The sequence below is a fragment of the Pseudomonas sp. UME65 genome, from assembly GCF_014170225.1.
In the GTDB taxonomy this organism is placed as follows: Bacteria; Pseudomonadota; Gammaproteobacteria; order Pseudomonadales; family Pseudomonadaceae; genus Aquipseudomonas; species Aquipseudomonas protegens.
Map to the genome: position 1 here is coordinate 410070 of NZ_LZZQ01000005.1, position 15248 is coordinate 425317.

The window sequence follows — 15248 nt, forward strand, 5'->3', positions numbered from 1 at the left end:
GCCGACTCCTACAAACGAAATGACAATCAGGGAGACACCCATGGCCATGCCGGAACGGCTGAAACCAACACCCGCGACGCCAAAAATACGGGCGTTGATGAAGGCCTTGCTCAAGCAGATCCTCGATCAGATCTGGGACAACCAGGAACGGGAAAGCCCCGAGATCAGTGCGCTGATCCAGCAGTGGAACAGCCACGCCGGCCGACCTTTCGAGTTCCACGAATTTCGCGATATGCACAGCCATACCAGCGCGGCGAACTTTCTGCGCACGGCCTTTCATCAGGAACGCTACGTTGACGACCTGAGCTTCGCCGAGGCCTGCGCCGTGGCGGATTTCATCTGCCAGTGCGAAGGCACGGAGTCTGATACGGACTACGCCCTGAACCTGCTGGAAACCAACTTCCCCGAGGCCAATGCCTCGGACCTGATCTTCTGGCCCAACGAGTGGTTTGGCGATCAAGACCTGTTGCATATCGAGCTGAGCTCGGCGCAGATCATCGGTTATCTGATGGCGCAGTCTTCGCGGCAACTGCAGGATGCACCGCCGATCACCTTGCCCTACCCCATTCCACCGCAGCCATAGAGGCCCTCGGGCTGGCCAGCTGCATAAGCACCGCCGTGGCCAGCCACGGGTAAGGGCGTCCAGTTCGCCCCTCGTTCAGCCCTGATCGCCGCCGCCCACCGGCAGCACCGTGCCGGTGATGTAGGAGGCTTCGTCGGAGGCCAGGAACAGGATCGCCGCTGCCTGCTCGTCAACGCTGCCGTAGCGGTGCATCAGGCTGCTATCCAGGGTCTGGTCGACGATCTGCTGGTACCAGGCCTGCTCTTCGGTACTGGGCTCGGCGCTGTTGCGCGGAATGCGCCGCGGCGGGGCTTCGGTGCCGCCGGGAGCGGTGGCGTTGACCCGCACGCCGCGGCCGGCGGTTTCAAAGGCCAGGCACGCAGTGAGTGCGTTGATGCCGCCCTTGGCCGCACCGTAAGGCACGCGATTGAGGCTGCGGGTGGCGATGGACGAGACGTTGACGATGGCCCCGCTGCCCTGCTCCAGCATCTGCGGCAAGGCGGCGTGGCAGCACCACAGGGTGGGGAACAATGAGCGACGGACTTCGGCTTCGATCTGCGCGGGCTCGTAGTGTTCGAAGGGCTTGGCCCAGATGGTGCCGCCGACGTTGTTGATGAGGATGTCGAGACGGCCGAAGTGGGCGATGGCCGCCGCCATGATCCGGCTGCATTCGCTGTACTGCTCCAGGTCGGCGGTGAGGGCCAGGATCGGGTAGCGGGGGGTGAGTTCGGCGGCCAGTTCGAAGACCAGTTCGGAGCGGTCCACCAGCACCACGCGGGCGCCCTCCTCGGCCAGGCGTTCGGCAACGCGACGGCCGATGCCCTGGGCGGCGCCGGTGACCAGGGCGACTTGGTTGTGGAAACGGTTCATGCAGACCTCGTGAATGCAAAAAGATGGGGAGAACGCCACCCGACGCAGGAGCCGGCTTGCCGGCGAAGAGGCCCTCGAGCCTTGCAGCACCCTGGTGGACGCCTTCGCTGGCAAGCCAGCGCCTACAGCGGCGAGGCGCTCTTCAGGCGGCGCTGGCGGCGAACTTCTCGTAGTAGAAATTCGCCGGGGCGATGCCCTGTTCGCGGATGAACTGGCTTACCGCCTCCACCATCGGCGGCGGCCCGCACAGGTAAATGTCCACATCGCCCTGGTTGAGGTGCGCCGGTTCGATGTGCTGGGTCACGTAGCCCTTGCGCGGGTACTGGCTCTCGGGGTTGGCCACGCAGGCGCTGAAGCTGAACTGCGGGATACGCGCGGCAAAGTCTTCCAGGCGCTCCAGTTCCACCAGGTCGAAATCGTTGGTCACGCCGTAGATCAGATGCAACGGGTGCTCGCTGCCCTGCTCGGCGATTTTCTCCAGCATGGCGGTGAACGGCGCCAGCCCGGTGCCACCGGCCAGCAACAGCAAGGGCCGGCGGATGTCCCGCAGGTAGAAGCTGCCCAGGGGCCCGGCCAGGGTCATGCTGTCGCCGGCTTTGGCGAGACTGGTGAGGAAGCTGCTCATCAGGCCGCCGGGCACATTGCGGATCAGGAAACTGACTTCGCCATCGCGCTGCAGGGAGCTGAAGGAATAGGCGCGGGTCTGCTCGCTGCCAGGCACGCCAAGGTTGACGTACTGCCCCGGCAGGAACGCCAGCTGGTTCAGGGCCTCGCCCTTGATCGACAGGGCGATGGTGCTGGCGGACAACTGGCGCACCGCGCTGATGCTGGCCTGGAAGGTGGCCTGCCCGGCCCGGCAGACCCGGGACGAGGCCGGCACCCGTACCACGCAATCACCGAGGGCGCGCATCTGGCAGGTGAGGACAAAACCCTGCTCGGCCTCGTCGGCGCTCAGGGCGTCTTCGATGTAGTCCTCCCCCAGCTCGTAGAGCCCCGCCTCGGCAAAACACTTGCAGGTGCCGCAGGCGCCGTCGCGGCAGTCCAGGGGAATATTGATGCCCTGGCGGTAGGCGGCGTCAGCCACGGTTTCGCCCGGGTTGGCGTTGACGAAACGGGTCACGCCGTCTTCGAAATTGAGTGCGATTTGATGGCTCATGGCAGTCGCCTCAGAGGTGGTAGATATCGACGACCTGGCGAACGTAGTCGTTCTTCAGGATGACTTTCTTGGCCAGGATCAGCGGGTTTTCGCCGCGCAGGTCGAGGGTGTAGAAGCTGCAACCGAAGTAGCTGTCCACGGTCTTGTAGCGAAAGCTCAGGGTGTGCCAGTTGAAGCGCAGCTTGCACTGGCCGTCGCCCTGCTCCAGCAGCTCGATATTGCTCAGGTTGTGGGAGGTGCGGGTGTCGGGAATGCTGGCGCTGGAGCGCTCGGTCTTGATGCGGAACACCCGGTCTTCCAGGCCGCTGCGGTTGCCGTACCAGATCAGCGAGATTTCCCGCTGCGGGTCTTCGGTCAACTGGTCGCTGTCGTCCCAGGAGGGCATCCAGAAGGTCGCGTCCGGGGCGTAGAGTTCCAGCCAGCTGTCCCAGTCCTTGTCGTCCAGGTAGCGGGCTTCGCGATACAGGAAATCGCGCACGGCATCGTAGGAAATGGTCATTGCACGGCCTCCACGTCGATCTGGCGCGAGGCTTCAAGCTCCAGGGCCGCGAGCATGGTTTGCTGCCAGTACTTGTGCTGCATCACGAACAAGCCTTCGTCCTCGGTGCGCACCCCGCTGAGGATCGGTTGCAGGTCGATTTCTTTCGCTGCGTCGTCCGCCCCCTGGACCCAATGCTCGGCGCCGCGGGACATGTCGTTCCAGGCCGTGGTGCTGCCCTGGTAGCCGAGCTGGCAGGAGCGGAATTCCTCCAGGTCGTCGGGGGTGGCCATGCCGCTGACGTTGAAGAAGTCTTCGTACTGGCGGATGCGTCGGGCCCGGGCTTCGTCGCTCTCGCCCTTGGGGGCGATGCAGTAGATGGTGATTTCGGTGCGGTCCACGGAGATCGGCCGGGCGATGCGGATCTGCGAGCTGAACTGGTCCATCAGGTAGAGGTTCGGATACAGGCACAGGTTGCGCGAGTTCTCGATCATCCAGTCGGCGCGGGCCTGGCCAAAGTCCCGGGCCAGTTCGTCGCGGCGCTCGTAGAGCGGGCGGTCCTCGGGGTTGGACCAGCGGGTCCAGAGCAGCATGTGGCCCTTGTCGAACGAGTAGAAACCGCCGCCCTGCTTGGCCCAGGTGCCGGCGCTCATGGTGCGGATGTCTTCCCCGGCCTCGCGCTGCTTGCGCTGGTTCTGGGTGGCGGCGTAGTTCCAGTGCACCGAGCTGACGTGGTAGCCGTCGGCGCCGTTCTCGGCGGTGAGCTTCCAGTTGCCTTCGTAGATATAGCTGGAAGAGCCGCGCAGCACTTCCAGGCCGTCGGCGGACTGGTCGACGATCATGTCGATGATCTTCGCCGACTCCCCCAGGTGTTCCACCAGGGGCAGCACGTCGGGGTTGAGGCTGCCGAACAGGAAGCCACGGTAGGACTCGAAGCGCGCGACGCGGGTCAGGTCGTGGGAGCCTTCGCAGTTGAAGCTGGCCGGGTAGCCGGCGGCGGCCGGGTCCTTGACCTTGAGCAGCTTGCCGGTGTTGTTGAAGGTCCAGCCGTGGAACGGGCAGGTGAAGGAGGCCTTGTTGCCGGTCTTGTGCCGGCAGAGCATGGCGCCGCGATGGCTGCAGGCGTTGATAAAGGCATTGAGCTCGCCGTTCTTGTTGCGCGCGATGAACACCGGCTGCCGGCCCATGGTGGTGCTGTAGTAGTCGTTGGGGTTGGGGATCTGGCTTTCGTGGGCCAGGTACAGCCAGTTGCCTTCGAAGATGTGCTGCATCTCCAGGTCGAACAGCCGGGGGTCGGTGAACATCTCCCGCTTGCAGCGGTAGACGCCCTGGTCGGGGTCTTCTTCAAGCAGGGAATGCAGGTATTCGGGTCGCAGGGACATGGCCGCCGCCTCCATTGTTTTTATTCAGGCAGGGCCATGCTAGGGCGGGCTTGGAACGGGCAATAGCCAATGCGTGCACACCTGTATCCGTTTTCTGCAAAAGCGCCGACGTGGCCTGTGTAGGAGCCGGCTTGCCGGCGAAAAGGCCCTTGGATGGGGTGCTGAGCCTGCAGGCCTCTTCGCTGGCAAGCCAGCTCCTACAAGAGGCCGATGCCAGAGGATCAGTGCCGACGCTTGAGGGTGTCGGAGGGCAGTTCGCCGTATTGCTGGCGGTAGCTTTGGGCAAAACGCCCAAGGTGCAGGAAGCCGAAATCCAGGGCCAGTTCGGTGACGTTGCGCACCGGGCTGTGCGGGTCGCTGAGGCAGGCGTGCACCCGTTGCAGTTTCTGCTGGCGGATGTAGTTCTTCGGCGTGGTGCGGGCGTTGCGCTCGAACAGCGCGTACAGCGAGCGCAGGCTCATGCGCGCCTGTTGCGCCAGTTCTTCGCAGCCGATGTCGTGCTTGAGGTTGCGTTCGATGTAGTCGGCAATCCGTTCGAAGGTCGCCGCCGAGGCGCCCAGGGCACCGCGCTGCACGTTGGTCTGCATCAGCCCCAGCAGTTTGCCCACCAGGATGTGCGCGTAGTGCTCCTGGACCTTGGGCATGCTTTCCAGGGCTTCGGCTTCCTGGCACAGCAGGCTCAGCAAGGGCACGAAGCCTTCCAGTTCCTGCAGTTGGTAGCGCTGGCGCAGAAAGCGCACGCCCTGCCCCGGGTACTGCCAGCGCTGTTCCTGGCAGGCGTTTTCCAGCAGGCGGGTGGGAATCTTGATGATGAATTTTTCGCAGTCGTCGGAATAGGTCAGGTCCACCGGGTCGTCGGGGTTGATCAGCAGCAGTTCCCCCGGGGCGAAGTAGTGCTCCTGGCCCGGGCCACGCCACCGGCAGTGGCCCCGCAGCAGTACTTGCAAGTGGTAGATGCTTTCCAGGGCCGGCGAGGTGACGCGCACACTGGCGCCGTAGCTGATGCTGCACAAATCCAGGCTGGCCAGGGCCCGGTGCTGCAGGCTGGCCTGGGGATGGCCGGCCCGGGGCAGGCGGATGCAGTGGCTGCCCACGTGCTGATTGACGTAACCGGATACGGCATAGGGATCGGCTTGAACAAACACGCTGCTGCGCTCACTCAACAGATGCATCTGCATGATCGGGTCACTCTGATGGTTCTTATTGGGTCTGCGCTTCAGGCACGCAGCGCAGTCTCGTCAGGCCCGGCATAACGGCAAAAGCCACGGGCACCTGGGTCGGTGCTCCGTGGCCGGGCCAGGCACGGTCGGCGCTTCAGTCCTCCAGGGCGCGGACCCGCTCGTGGCGCTGCTGCTCTTGCGGCTGGGCCGAAGACTGCAGGGTGAAGTCGAACTCGATCTCGGCAAAGCGCCCGCTGACCCCCAGGGCCTTGGCCCGGGCCTGGTCTTCGCTGAAGGTGATCTGGGCGATCAGCTCGTCGCGGGTGGCGTAGGCGAAGTCGTCGTGCAGGTACTGGTCGCCATCCAGGTTGATCTGGGTGGTCAGGTGGCGATGGTCATCGGCCGAGATGAAGAAGTGGATGTGCGCCGGGCGCTGGCCGTGACGCCCCAGTTGATCCAGCAGTTGCTGGGTCGGGCCATCCGGTGGGCAGCCGTAGCCGGACGGCACGATGCTGCGAAAACGGTAGCGACCCTCGGCGTCGGTGACGATGCGCCGGCGCAGGTTGAATTCCGACTGGCTGCCGTCGAAGTAGGAATAGGTGCCGCCGGTGTTGGCGTGCCAGACATCGACGATGGCCCCGGCCAGTGGCTCGCCGGCGGTGTTGCGAACCTGCCCCTGCATAAACAGCACCACCCCCGGGTCGACACCGTCGTCCAGGCGCGCTTCGCCCTGGCTCAGCGGTGCACCGGCCACGTACAGCGGGCCTTCGATGGTGCGCGGGGTGCCGCCGGTCTTGCCCACCTGTTCGTCGGCGGCGTCCATCAGCAGGTCCAGGTAATGCTCCAGGCCCAGGCCCGCGGCCAGTAGCCCGGCTTCCTGGCGGGCGCCGAGAACGTTGAGGTAGTTGACGGCCTTCCAGAACTCTTCCGGGGTGATCTCCAGGTCTTCGATGATGTTCACCGAATCCCGCAGGATGCGGTAGATGATGGCCTTGGCCCGGGGGTTGCCGCCCTCGGTGAACTGGCCGCTGGCTTCTTCAAGAAACTGCTGGGCGCTGGCAGTGTGGGAAATTCTGACGTTCATGATTAATCCTCATCTTGTATTTATTAGAGTGGTGAACGGGCTGGCACGGGCTCAGCGGTCATCCTCATGAATGGACGAAGGATGCCTGCACATGGCGTCAACTTCGATGGCCATATAGGGGTACAGCGGCAATTGCATCAGGGTGTCGTGCAATTCCTGCACGCTGTCGACGTCGAACACGCTGTAGTTGGCGTACAGCCCGGCGATGCGCCACAGGTGGCGCCACTTGCCTTCGGCCTGCAGGCGTTGGGCCAGGGCCTTTTCGTCGGCTTTCAGCTGCGCGGCGCGCTCGGGGTTCATGTCGACCGGCAGGTTCACGGTCATTTTCACGTGGAATAGCATGCAGCCCTCCTCAGGTGTGATTCAGCACGGGGGTGGTTTTGTCGCGACGGAAGAACGCCAGGCGCTCTTCGTCCAGGCTCAGGCCAAGGCCCGGTGCCTTTGAGACATGCAGGTGGAAATCCCGGTACACCGGCGGCTCGGCGAGGATGTCCTCGGTCAGCAGCAGCGGGCCGAACAGTTCGGTGTCCCAGCTCAGTTTGTTCAGGGTCAGGAAGGCGTGGGCCGAGGCCAGGGTGCCGATGCCGCCCTCGAGCATGGTGCCGCCGTACAGGCCGATGCCCGCCGCCTCGGCAATCGCCGCGGTGCGCAGGGTGGCGCGAGGGCCGCCGTTCTTGGCGATCTTCAGGGCGAACACCGAAGCCGCCCCTTCCCGGGCCAGGTTGAAGGCGTCTTCCACGCACTCGATGGATTCGTCGGCCATGATCGGCGCCGGGCTGCTGGCATTCAGGCGCACCATGCCGGCGCGGTTGTTGCGCGAAATCGGTTGTTCGATCAGGTCGATGCCATTGCCGCCGAGGATGCGGCAGGCGCGCAGGGCCACGGCTTCGTCCCAGGCCTGGTTGACGTCGACCCGCACGCTGGCGCTGTCGCCCAGGGCCTTCTTGATGGCGATCACGTGGGCCAGGTCGCGGTCCACTTCACCGGCGCCGATCTTCAGCTTGAAGATGCGGTGGCGGCGCAGGTCGAGCATCTTCTGCGCTTCGGCGATGTCCTTGGCGGTGTCGCCGCTGGCCAGGGTCCAGGCCACCGGCAGCGCATCGCGCACCCGGCCGCCCAGCAGTTCGCTGACCGGCAGCCCGAGGCGCTTGCCCTGGGCGTCGAGCAAGGCGCTTTCGATACCGGATTTGGCGAAGGTGTTGCCGCGGATGCTCTGCTCCAGGCGCAGCATGGCGGCGTTGATGTTGCTGGCGTCCTGGCCGATCAGCAGCGGCGCGACGAAACGGTCGATATTGGTCTTGATGCTGTCCGGGCTTTCATTGCCATAGGCCAGGCCACCGATGGTGGTGGATTCCCCCAGGCCTTCGATGCCGTCGGCGCAGCGCAGGCGGATCAGCACCAGGGTCTGGTTCTGCATGGTGTGCATGGCCAGCTTGTGGGGGCGGATGGTCGGCAGATCGACGATGATCGTCTCGATCGATTCAATGGCAAAAGCGTGCATTTCCATACCCATCAGGTTCTTGAAGTTCTGCCAGCGATTCTGTCCCGGCTTTTTCCGGGGTTCCAATATAGAATTGGTCTGGCTTGATACCTTTAAGGTATGCACTTCACCACTGGGGAGCTGTCATGGAACTGCGTCATCTGCGCTATTTCCAGGTGCTGGGGGAAACCCTCAATTTCACCCGCGCCGCCGAGCGCCTGCACATCGCCCAGCCGCCGTTGAGCCGGCAGATCCAGCAACTGGAAGACGAGTTAGGGGTGCTGCTGCTGGAGCGTGGCCGACCGCTGCGCCTGACCGCCGCCGGGCGGTTTTTCTACGAGCACTCCAACCGGGTACTGGAGCAGTTGGGCAAGGTCTGCGACAACACCCGGCGCATCGGCCTGGGGCACAAGACCTGGCTGGGCATCGGCTTTGCCCCCTCGACCCTGTACGGCGTGCTGCCGCAACTGATCCGCCGCCTGCGCAGCAACGGCACCCTGGAACTGGAACTGGGCCTGTCGGAGATGACTACCCTGCAGCAGGTGGAAGCCTTGAAGGCCGGGCGCATCGACATCGGCTTCGGGCGTATCCATATCGACGACCCGGCCATCGTGCAGAAGGTGCTGACCGAAGACCGCCTGGTGGTCGCCCTGCCCGCCGGCCACCCGCTGCTGGGGCAACCGGTGAGCCTGGCGCAACTGGCGGACGAGCCTTTCGTGCTGTACCCGGCCAACCCGCGCCCGAGCTACGCCGACCATGTGATCGCGCTGTTCAACGCCCGCGGCCTGAACCTGAAGATCGCCCAGTGGACCAACGAATTGCAGACCGCCATCGGCCTGGTGGGCGCCGGCATCGGCATTACCCTGGTACCGGCCTCGGTGCAGGTGCTGCACCGTGACGACATCGGCTTCTGCCCGCTACTGGAGGCCGAGGCCACCTCGCCGATCATCCTCAGCCGCCGCATCGGCGAGCCCTCGCCGGGCCTCACCCACTGCCTGCACCTGATCGCCCAGTTGCGCAGCGAGATCGGCCGCGAACACCCCATCGTCAGTTGAAAGCACAACCGCCGGCCCCATCGAAAGACGGGCACCGGCGGCTCTCATGCAGCTTGAAACGGGCGGCTGCCCTTAGAAGGTCAGGCCCACCTTGAAGCCATACTCGTTACGCTTGAGCTTGGTGTTGTCAGCCACAGGCGTATCTTCGTCCAGCTTGTACTCGGTGCGGGTGTAATAGACCCCGGCCATGACCGGCAGCGAGCCGTTCTGGTTCATCAAGAAATTCACCTCGGCGTAAGGGTTGGTGCGGTCCTTGAGGTCCACGGTGTCGCTGCCGACGTCATCCACCTTGAGCCGCGCCTTGCCGTTGATGGTGTGGCGCGCACCCAGCTCGACGCGCATGGTCAGGTCGTCGAACTGGTGGTTGTAGCCCAGGGCAGCCTTGGCGAAGGGCGACTTGTTGGTGAGCTTCATGTCGTAGTCGCCAGTGTCCGGCTCGTAGCGGGTCCAGGTGTAGCCACCCCCCACCAGCACATCGACAAAGTTGCGTGCATCCAGGGCGGCGCGCCAGCCCAGGTCGAGGTCGGCCTGGCCTTCCTTGAGCTTGTTGTCGTGCTTCTTGCCGAACTTGGCCTCGACCCCGGCCTGGTAGATCAGGCCCGATTCGGCGGTCATCTTGTTGCCGAAGTTGTAGAACACACCCCCTTCACCCAGGTGCTCCTTGTCGCTTTCACTACCGCCTTCGAGCTTGAAGTCGTTGTAGCTACCGAGGATACCCAGGGTGGAAATCGGCCCGGTGGCCGGGGCGGCCATGGCGCTGCTGGAAAGGGCCAGCAAGGTGGCTGCAGAGGTGCTGGCCAGAAGGGTTGCGAATACCTTTGACATCGTGTGTAGATCTCCCTGTTTGAATAAGGCAAATGCTGCAGGAGCCTTTTCGAGGGAAGTCGAAAGCAAAAGGTTCTAATTATTTTTCACGTTTTTTTCACATCCCTGTGAAGCCTCGCCCCCGCAGGGGCTTTAGGCCTTACAATAGCGCGCTCAATACAGGGCGTAGTCTTTGGGGCAGTGCATGGAAGTATCGAGAGCCGGCCTGATCATCCGGCGCATTCTGGCTTATCTGGTCGACGGCCTGCTGGTACTGCTGCTGTGGTTTGTCCTGTGCCGACTGGCCGAACGCCTCCAATACCCGGATATGGAGCAATTTTCCACCTGGTGCCTGCTGGCCACCTGGTGCCTGTATTTTCCCCTCAACGAATACCTGTGGCGTGGCTACACCGCCGGCAAGGCCCTTTGCGGCCTGCAAGTGATCAATGGCATCGGCCAGCCCCCCTCGCTGTTGCAGATATTGATCCGCTCGGCGACCCGTCCCTTCGAAGCGGCCATCAGCCCGGTGACCCTGCTGATCTGCTGCGAATCAAGCCGCGGCCAGCGCATCGGCGACCGGCTGGCGCGCACCTATGTCATCCCGTGCAAGGATCTGGCGCGGCTGCGTGGCTTGATGACCGCTCAGCCGAACCTGCCTTGAGCATCCGGCCGTAACCCATTCAGTCTTGCGCCCTGGCGTGGCGCTTTTTCCGGGAGTCTTCATGGCAATCGATCAACACCCGCATGAACAGGCCTTGGTCACGTTCCTCGAACAGCGCCCCGAGCTGCGCGAACAGCTGGACAACCTCAACCCCCTGGAAGCCCGGGCCCGGGGCGAAACCCCGGCGCAGTATCGCGCCGAGCGCCTGCATGAAGCCTTCGAGGCCGAAGCCGAACGCCTTGGGCTGTTCGCCTGGGAACTGAGCCTGCAACTGACCGCTGCCAGCCCCGAGGAATTCCACGTCCAGCGCCTTGAGGTGCACCGGGAAGTGGCGGAGATGGCCGGCATGCCGTGGGACGAGTACTGCACCCTGCACCACCTTGACCCTCGGCCTTGACCCGCACGCGCCCCTCGCAGTCCCTGTTCAGGAGAACCGACGATGTTGCCTTCGACTTCCACGCAATCGGCCAGCGCAGCCCTGCAGCACACGCAGAAATGGCGCGGACGGGTCGGCCTCGGGCTGGCGGCCTGCCTTTCGGTGCTGGCGGGGATGACCGACGCAATCGGCTTCATGGCCACCGGGGATTTCGTTTCCTTCATGAGCGGCAACACCACGCGCATGGCCGTAGCCATCAGCGATGGCGAACCGGGCCTGGTGCTGCGCCTGCTGCTCCTGGTGGCCACCTTTATCGTCGGTAACGCCCTGGGCGTGGTGGTCAGCCGCCTTGCCGGGCACCGTGCCCTGCCCTTGCTGCTGAGCATCGGCGCGTTGCTCTGCGCCTCTGCCGCCTGGCCTTTCGAGCAGCAACTGCCGGCCCTGCTGGCGGCCATCATTGCCATGGGCATGCTCAACGCCGCGGTGGAGGAAGTGAACGGCCTGCCCATCGGCCTGACCTACGTCACCGGCGCCCTCTCACGCTTTGGCCGCGGCCTGGGGCGCTGGATGCTCGGCGACCGGCGCAACGGCTGGCGGGTGCAACTGGTGCCCTGGAGCGGCATGTTCGCCGGGGCGGTGCTGGGCGCCTTGCTGGAACAGCACCTGGGGCTCAAGGCACTGTATGTCAGCGGGTTGTTTGCCGTGCTGCTGGGTGTGGCGTCATTGAAGATCCCCCGCCGCTGGCAACTGGGCTACAAGAACCGCTGACATTGAGCACGGCTATCAGCTGAACAGGCCGCCGCTGTCGGTATCGATCACGATCGACGACAGGCTGATATGCCGCGGCCGGGTCAGGGCGAAGATCACGGCCTCCACCACATCACGGTTGGTGCCCTGCTCGCCCTTCTGCCGCGCCGGAATCTGCTGCCAGGCCTCATCCAGCGGCGAGACATCTTCCAGGTACGGCGGGTGCACGCACAGCGAGCGCACCGGCGTGCCCCGGAGCATTTGCCGCAAGCCATCGGCCAGGGCCAGTTGCCCGTGCTTGGCTGCGTAGAACGGCAGCGACACGCTATGCAGCGGAGCATTGGGCAAGCCGCTGATGGAGCCGATGGTGACGATGTCCGGGCGCTTGGAAGCCTTGAGCACCGGCAGCAGGCCCTGGGTCAGGAGGAAGGTGCCGCTCAGTGCGGCGTCGATCACCCCGGTGACTTCAGCGGCGCTGTGGGGCTGCTCGCTGGCCTCCAGCCACATGGCGCCGTTGTTGATCAGGATGTCCACTTGCGGGTGGCGGACGTGGATCTCAGCCAGGGCGGCCTTGACGCTGTCGCTGCTGGCCAGGTCCACCACCACCTGATCGGCGGGGCTGCCGGTACGCGACTCGATGGCCGCGCTGACCTGCGCCAGGGCCTCGGGGTTGCGCCCACAGAGAATCAGCTTGCAGCCCTGGTCCGCCAGGCTGATGGCCAGCGCGGCTCCCAAGCCCCTTCCGGCCCCCGTGACCACTACCACCGCCGAATTCAGATCCATTATCCCTTGCTCCTTGTCCCCGGTTGAATGAAGGCGCGAGTCTATCCCTCGCTTCGCGGTTTGGGGCCGGGCAAAGCTTTACCCGATATGTCCTGCATGCCTGGAACCAGAGCCCCAGGGGCGAAACGGGTTTAGCCGATGTTCGGAGAAAGCTTTATCATGGCCGCAGTTTTATCCATCGAGTCCGTCATGAAGTTCGCCATCGCCCTGTTCTCTGCCGCCCACACGCCTTCCTCGCGCCGCGCCCTGCTGTTCGCCCAGGCGGCGCTGGCGGGCGGGCATGAAATTGTCCGGCTGTTTTTCTACCAGGACGGCGTCTACAACGCCGCCAACAGCATCGTCACGCCCCAGGACGAACAGGACCTGCCTCGGGAATGGCGCGAGTTTGTCGGCCAGCATCAACTGGACAGCGTGGTGTGCATCGCCGCAGCCCTGCGCCGGGGTGTGTTGAATGCTGACGAAGCCCAGCGCTATCAGCGCACGTCGGTGAGCGTCGAAGCCCCCTGGGAGCTCTCGGGGCTCGGGCAATTGCATGACGCGGTACAGGCCGCCGACCGCCTGATCTGTTTTGGAGGGGCGTGACATGGCCAAATCCCTGTTGTTGATCAGCCGTCAGGCGCCGTGGTCCGGCCCTGGCGCCCGGGAAGCGCTGGATATCGTCCTGGCCGGCGGCGCCTTCGACCTGCCCATCGGCCTGCTGTTTCTCGATGATGGCGTGCTGCAACTGGCGCCCGGGCAACAGGCCTCGCTGCTGCGCCAGAAAGACCTGAGCGCCAACCTGCAGGCGCTGTCGCTGTTCGGCGTCGACGAACTGTTTGCCTGCAATGCCAGCATCGCTGCTCGCGGCCTCGACCCGGCGGCTTTGAGCCTTGACGCTGTACAGCTGCTGGACGCCCCGGAGCTGGCCGGGATCATCGACCGTTTTGACCAGGTGATTACCCTCTGATGTCGACCTTGCATGTGTTGTCCCACTCGCCCTTCACCGACACCCGCCTGAGCAGTTGCCTGCGCCTGCTGGGCAGCGCCGACAGCCTGCTGCTGTGCGGCGACGCCGCCTATGCCCTGCAACCGGGCAGCGCCATTTGCAGCGAACTGAGCACCCGTAGCGGCTTGAATCTGTACGTGCTGGAAGAAGACCTGAACGCCCGCGGCCTGGCCCTGCCGGCCTGGGCCCGCGCGGTGGATTACCCGGGCTTCGTCGAGCTGTCCCTTCAGCATGACAAGGTCAACACCTGGCTATGAGTACCTTGACCGTGGGCGTTCGCGCCATCGAACTGGACAAGGACGGCTACCTGGTCAACCTCGACGACTGGTCCGCCGACGTGGCGCAAGCCCTGGCCGCCAACGAAGAGCTTGAGCTGAGCGCGGAACACTGGGAAATCCTCGAACTGCTCCAGAGCTTCTACAGGGAATTCCAGCTGTCCCCGGCCACCCGCCCGCTGATCAAGTACACCGCCCTCAAGCTGGGCCCGGACAAGGGCAACAGCCTGCACCTGAACCGTCTGTTCAAAGGCACTCCCGCCAAACTTGCCGCCAAGCTGGCGGGCCTGCCCAAGCCGACCAATTGCCTATGAACGATTTCGCCCCCCTGCTCACCCAAACCCCGGAAGAACACCCTTTCGCCCAATTCGTGCGGATTCTCGGCAAGGGCAAGCGCGGCGCGCGCAACCTGACTCGCGAGGAAGCCCGGGAAGCCATGGGCATGCTGCTGGACGGCAAGGTCGAGGACACCCAACTGGGCGCCTTCCTCATGCTGCTGCGGCACAAGGAGGAAAGCCCGCAAGAGCTGGCGGGCTTCACCGAAGCCTTGCGCGAACGCCTGAACGCCCCGGCGATTGCCCTGGACCTCGACTGGCCGACCTACGCCGGCAAGAAGCGCCACCTGCCCTGGTACCTGCTGGCGGCCAAGTGCCTGGCACAGAACGGCGTGCGCATCCTGCTCCACGGTGGCGGCGCCCACACCGCCGGGCGCTTGTACACCGAACAATTGCTGGAACCCCTGGGGATTCCCCTGTGCCGTGACTGGCAGGCGGTCGGCCAGGCACTGGACCAGGGCAACCTGGCCTTCATGCCCCTGGGGGACTGGGCGCCGCAACTGCAGCGCATGATCGACTTGCGCAACATCCTCGGCCTGCGCTCACCGATCCATTCCCTGGCGCGAATCCTCAACCCCCTGGGCGCCCGCTGCGGCCTGCAGAGCATCTTCCACCCCGGCTACCAGGCAGTGCACCGCGATGCCAGCGGCCTGCTGGGGGACAACGTCATCGTGATCAAGGGCGATGGCGGCGAGATCGAGATCAACCCGGACAGCGCCAGCCATCTGTACGGCAGCACCGGTGGCGTCAGTTGGGACGAGGAATGGCCGGCACTGTCGGCACAACGCCATGTGAAACCTGCGAGCCTGGAACCCGAGCACCTCAAGGCGCTGTGGCGCGGCGATGTAGAAGACAGCTACCCGCAACTGGCCCTGCTGGCCACCATGGCCCTGGCCTTGCGTGGCCTGGGCACGCCCCGGGAGCAAGCCTTCGCCCTGGCCCAGCAGTACTGGGATGCCCGGGACAGATCGATTTAATCGATCAAAACCGCCCATGCTTTGCGCTTTTTGTTCGAACCCAGGGGCATAGACTGCACTCCAACGCAAAACAGCCGA

The 15248-nt window shown here is 64.5% G+C and carries 20 protein-coding genes; 10 read left to right on the forward strand and 10 right to left on the reverse strand.

The features are described 5' to 3' along the window. The first annotated feature begins 40 nt into the window (after positions 1-40). Complete coding sequence (locus tag A9971_RS05415; RefSeq protein ID WP_183000985.1) at positions 41-583, forward strand: hypothetical protein; 543 nt, start codon at positions 41-43, stop codon at positions 581-583. 75 nt (positions 584-658) lie between these two features. Here the strand turns inward: A9971_RS05415 and A9971_RS05420 are convergent, their stop codons facing one another. The 8 genes from A9971_RS05420 to A9971_RS05455 form a co-directional block, all read right to left on the reverse strand. Next, complete coding sequence (locus tag A9971_RS05420) at positions 659-1432, reverse strand: 1,6-dihydroxycyclohexa-2,4-diene-1-carboxylate dehydrogenase (protein WP_183000986.1); 774 nt, start codon at positions 1430-1432, stop codon at positions 659-661. Between the two features lie 142 nt (positions 1433-1574). Then, positions 1575-2588: a benzoate 1,2-dioxygenase electron transfer component BenC gene (gene benC / locus A9971_RS05425; protein WP_183000987.1), complete on the reverse strand. Its 1014-nt coding sequence runs from the start codon at positions 2586-2588 to the stop codon at positions 1575-1577. A gap of 10 nt (positions 2589-2598) precedes the next feature. Then, positions 2599-3087 carry a benzoate 1,2-dioxygenase small subunit gene (benB, locus tag A9971_RS05430; RefSeq protein WP_011062145.1) on the reverse strand — a complete coding sequence of 163 codons (489 nt, stop codon included), beginning with the start codon at positions 3085-3087 and terminating at the stop codon, positions 2599-2601. After that, positions 3084-4448, reverse strand: coding sequence for a benzoate 1,2-dioxygenase large subunit (gene benA, locus A9971_RS05435; RefSeq protein ID WP_174395912.1), 1365 nt, complete (start codon positions 4446-4448; stop codon positions 3084-3086). The genes benB and benA overlap by 4 nt, the downstream gene beginning before the upstream one ends. 221 nt (positions 4449-4669) lie before the next feature. Next, a complete protein-coding gene (locus A9971_RS05440) occupies positions 4670-5626 on the reverse strand; it encodes an AraC family transcriptional regulator (RefSeq protein ID WP_015636271.1) in 957 nt (318 codons plus the stop codon). Positions 5627-5762: 136 nt separating this feature from the next. Continuing rightward, a complete protein-coding gene (gene catA, locus A9971_RS05445) occupies positions 5763-6692 on the reverse strand; it encodes a catechol 1,2-dioxygenase (RefSeq protein WP_011062148.1) in 930 nt (309 codons plus the stop codon). Between the two features lie 51 nt (positions 6693-6743). After that, a complete protein-coding gene (catC, locus tag A9971_RS05450) occupies positions 6744-7034 on the reverse strand; it encodes a muconolactone Delta-isomerase (protein ID WP_011062149.1) in 291 nt (96 codons plus the stop codon). Between the two features lie 10 nt (positions 7035-7044). Next, complete coding sequence (locus A9971_RS05455) at positions 7045-8193, reverse strand: muconate cycloisomerase family protein (RefSeq protein ID WP_174395923.1); 1149 nt, start codon at positions 8191-8193, stop codon at positions 7045-7047. 125 nt (positions 8194-8318) lie between these two features. Here A9971_RS05455 and A9971_RS05460 point away from each other — a divergent pair, with 125 nt between their 5' ends. After that, positions 8319-9227, forward strand: coding sequence for a LysR family transcriptional regulator (locus tag A9971_RS05460; protein ID WP_072452748.1), 909 nt, complete (start codon positions 8319-8321; stop codon positions 9225-9227). Positions 9228-9299: 72 nt separating this feature from the next. Here A9971_RS05460 and A9971_RS05465 read toward each other — a convergent pair whose 3' ends face one another. Next, complete coding sequence (locus A9971_RS05465) at positions 9300-10052, reverse strand: outer membrane beta-barrel protein (protein ID WP_011062152.1); 753 nt, start codon at positions 10050-10052, stop codon at positions 9300-9302. Positions 10053-10236: 184 nt separating this feature from the next. On the opposite strand from A9971_RS05465, the gene A9971_RS05470 reads away from it, so the two are divergent. The 3 genes from A9971_RS05470 to A9971_RS05480 all read left to right on the forward strand — a co-directional run bounded on the left by A9971_RS05470 (position 10237) and on the right by A9971_RS05480 (position 11836). Then, on the forward strand, positions 10237-10692 hold the full coding sequence (locus A9971_RS05470; protein ID WP_077934483.1) for an RDD family protein: 456 nt from the start codon (positions 10237-10239) through the stop codon (positions 10690-10692). 61 nt (positions 10693-10753) lie between these two features. After that, positions 10754-11089: a DUF6388 family protein gene (locus A9971_RS05475; RefSeq protein WP_015636275.1), complete on the forward strand. Its 336-nt coding sequence runs from the start codon at positions 10754-10756 to the stop codon at positions 11087-11089. A gap of 42 nt (positions 11090-11131) precedes the next feature. Then, a complete protein-coding gene (locus tag A9971_RS05480; RefSeq protein WP_183000988.1) occupies positions 11132-11836 on the forward strand; it encodes a YoaK family protein in 705 nt (234 codons plus the stop codon). A gap of 15 nt (positions 11837-11851) precedes the next feature. On the opposite strand, the gene A9971_RS05485 is transcribed toward A9971_RS05480, so the two are convergent. Beyond that, on the reverse strand, positions 11852-12598 hold the full coding sequence (locus A9971_RS05485) for an SDR family oxidoreductase (RefSeq protein WP_220803054.1): 747 nt from the start codon (positions 12596-12598) through the stop codon (positions 11852-11854). A 189-nt stretch (positions 12599-12787) separates the two neighbouring features. Between A9971_RS05485 and tusD the strand changes: the two genes are divergently transcribed. From tusD to A9971_RS05510, 5 genes are read left to right on the forward strand one after another with little or no spacing between them, the layout of a single operon-like run. After that, positions 12788-13180 (forward strand): sulfurtransferase complex subunit TusD, encoded by a 393-nt coding sequence (gene tusD, locus A9971_RS05490; protein WP_183001027.1) that lies wholly within the window; start codon positions 12788-12790, stop codon positions 13178-13180. 1 nt (position 13181) lies between these two features. Further along, complete coding sequence (gene tusC / locus A9971_RS05495) at positions 13182-13544, forward strand: sulfurtransferase complex subunit TusC (RefSeq protein ID WP_058434612.1); 363 nt, start codon at positions 13182-13184, stop codon at positions 13542-13544. After that, positions 13544-13840: a sulfurtransferase complex subunit TusB gene (gene tusB / locus A9971_RS05500; RefSeq protein ID WP_183000989.1), complete on the forward strand. Its 297-nt coding sequence runs from the start codon at positions 13544-13546 to the stop codon at positions 13838-13840. The genes tusC and tusB overlap by 1 nt, the downstream gene beginning before the upstream one ends. Continuing rightward, positions 13837-14172: a TusE/DsrC/DsvC family sulfur relay protein gene (locus A9971_RS05505; protein WP_183000990.1), complete on the forward strand. Its 336-nt coding sequence runs from the start codon at positions 13837-13839 to the stop codon at positions 14170-14172. Before tusB ends, A9971_RS05505 begins: the two co-directional genes overlap by 4 nt. Beyond that, entirely contained in the window at positions 14169-15170 is a 1002-nt protein-coding gene (locus A9971_RS05510) for a glycosyl transferase family protein (RefSeq protein ID WP_053152671.1), read from the forward strand. Before A9971_RS05505 ends, A9971_RS05510 begins: the two co-directional genes overlap by 4 nt. Positions 15171-15248 lie beyond the last annotated feature (78 nt).

Coding starts and splice junctions, on each gene's coding strand:
- A9971_RS05415 (WP_183000985.1), top strand. CDS start 41: ATGGCCATGCCGGAACGGCTGAAACCAACACCCGCGACGCCAAAAATA.
- A9971_RS05420 (WP_183000986.1), bottom strand. CDS start 1,432: ATGAACCGTTTCCACAACCAAGTCGCCCTGGTCACCGGCGCCGCCCAG.
- benC (WP_183000987.1), bottom strand. CDS start 2,588: ATGAGCCATCAAATCGCACTCAATTTCGAAGACGGCGTGACCCGTTTC.
- benB (WP_011062145.1), bottom strand. CDS start 3,087: ATGACCATTTCCTACGATGCCGTGCGCGATTTCCTGTATCGCGAAGCC.
- benA (WP_174395912.1), bottom strand. CDS start 4,448: ATGTCCCTGCGACCCGAATACCTGCATTCCCTGCTTGAAGAAGACCCC.
- A9971_RS05440 (WP_015636271.1), bottom strand. CDS start 5,626: ATGCAGATGCATCTGTTGAGTGAGCGCAGCAGCGTGTTTGTTCAAGCC.
- catA (WP_011062148.1), bottom strand. CDS start 6,692: ATGAACGTCAGAATTTCCCACACTGCCAGCGCCCAGCAGTTTCTTGAA.
- catC (WP_011062149.1), bottom strand. CDS start 7,034: ATGCTATTCCACGTGAAAATGACCGTGAACCTGCCGGTCGACATGAAC.
- A9971_RS05455 (WP_174395923.1), bottom strand. CDS start 8,193: ATGCACGCTTTTGCCATTGAATCGATCGAGACGATCATCGTCGATCTG.
- A9971_RS05460 (WP_072452748.1), top strand. CDS start 8,319: ATGGAACTGCGTCATCTGCGCTATTTCCAGGTGCTGGGGGAAACCCTC.
- A9971_RS05465 (WP_011062152.1), bottom strand. CDS start 10,052: ATGTCAAAGGTATTCGCAACCCTTCTGGCCAGCACCTCTGCAGCCACC.
- A9971_RS05470 (WP_077934483.1), top strand. CDS start 10,237: ATGGAAGTATCGAGAGCCGGCCTGATCATCCGGCGCATTCTGGCTTAT.
- A9971_RS05475 (WP_015636275.1), top strand. CDS start 10,754: ATGGCAATCGATCAACACCCGCATGAACAGGCCTTGGTCACGTTCCTC.
- A9971_RS05480 (WP_183000988.1), top strand. CDS start 11,132: ATGTTGCCTTCGACTTCCACGCAATCGGCCAGCGCAGCCCTGCAGCAC.
- A9971_RS05485 (WP_220803054.1), bottom strand. CDS start 12,598: ATGGATCTGAATTCGGCGGTGGTAGTGGTCACGGGGGCCGGAAGGGGC.
- tusD (WP_183001027.1), top strand. CDS start 12,788: ATGAAGTTCGCCATCGCCCTGTTCTCTGCCGCCCACACGCCTTCCTCG.
- tusC (WP_058434612.1), top strand. CDS start 13,182: ATGGCCAAATCCCTGTTGTTGATCAGCCGTCAGGCGCCGTGGTCCGGC.
- tusB (WP_183000989.1), top strand. CDS start 13,544: ATGTCGACCTTGCATGTGTTGTCCCACTCGCCCTTCACCGACACCCGC.
- A9971_RS05505 (WP_183000990.1), top strand. CDS start 13,837: ATGAGTACCTTGACCGTGGGCGTTCGCGCCATCGAACTGGACAAGGAC.
- A9971_RS05510 (WP_053152671.1), top strand. CDS start 14,169: ATGAACGATTTCGCCCCCCTGCTCACCCAAACCCCGGAAGAACACCCT.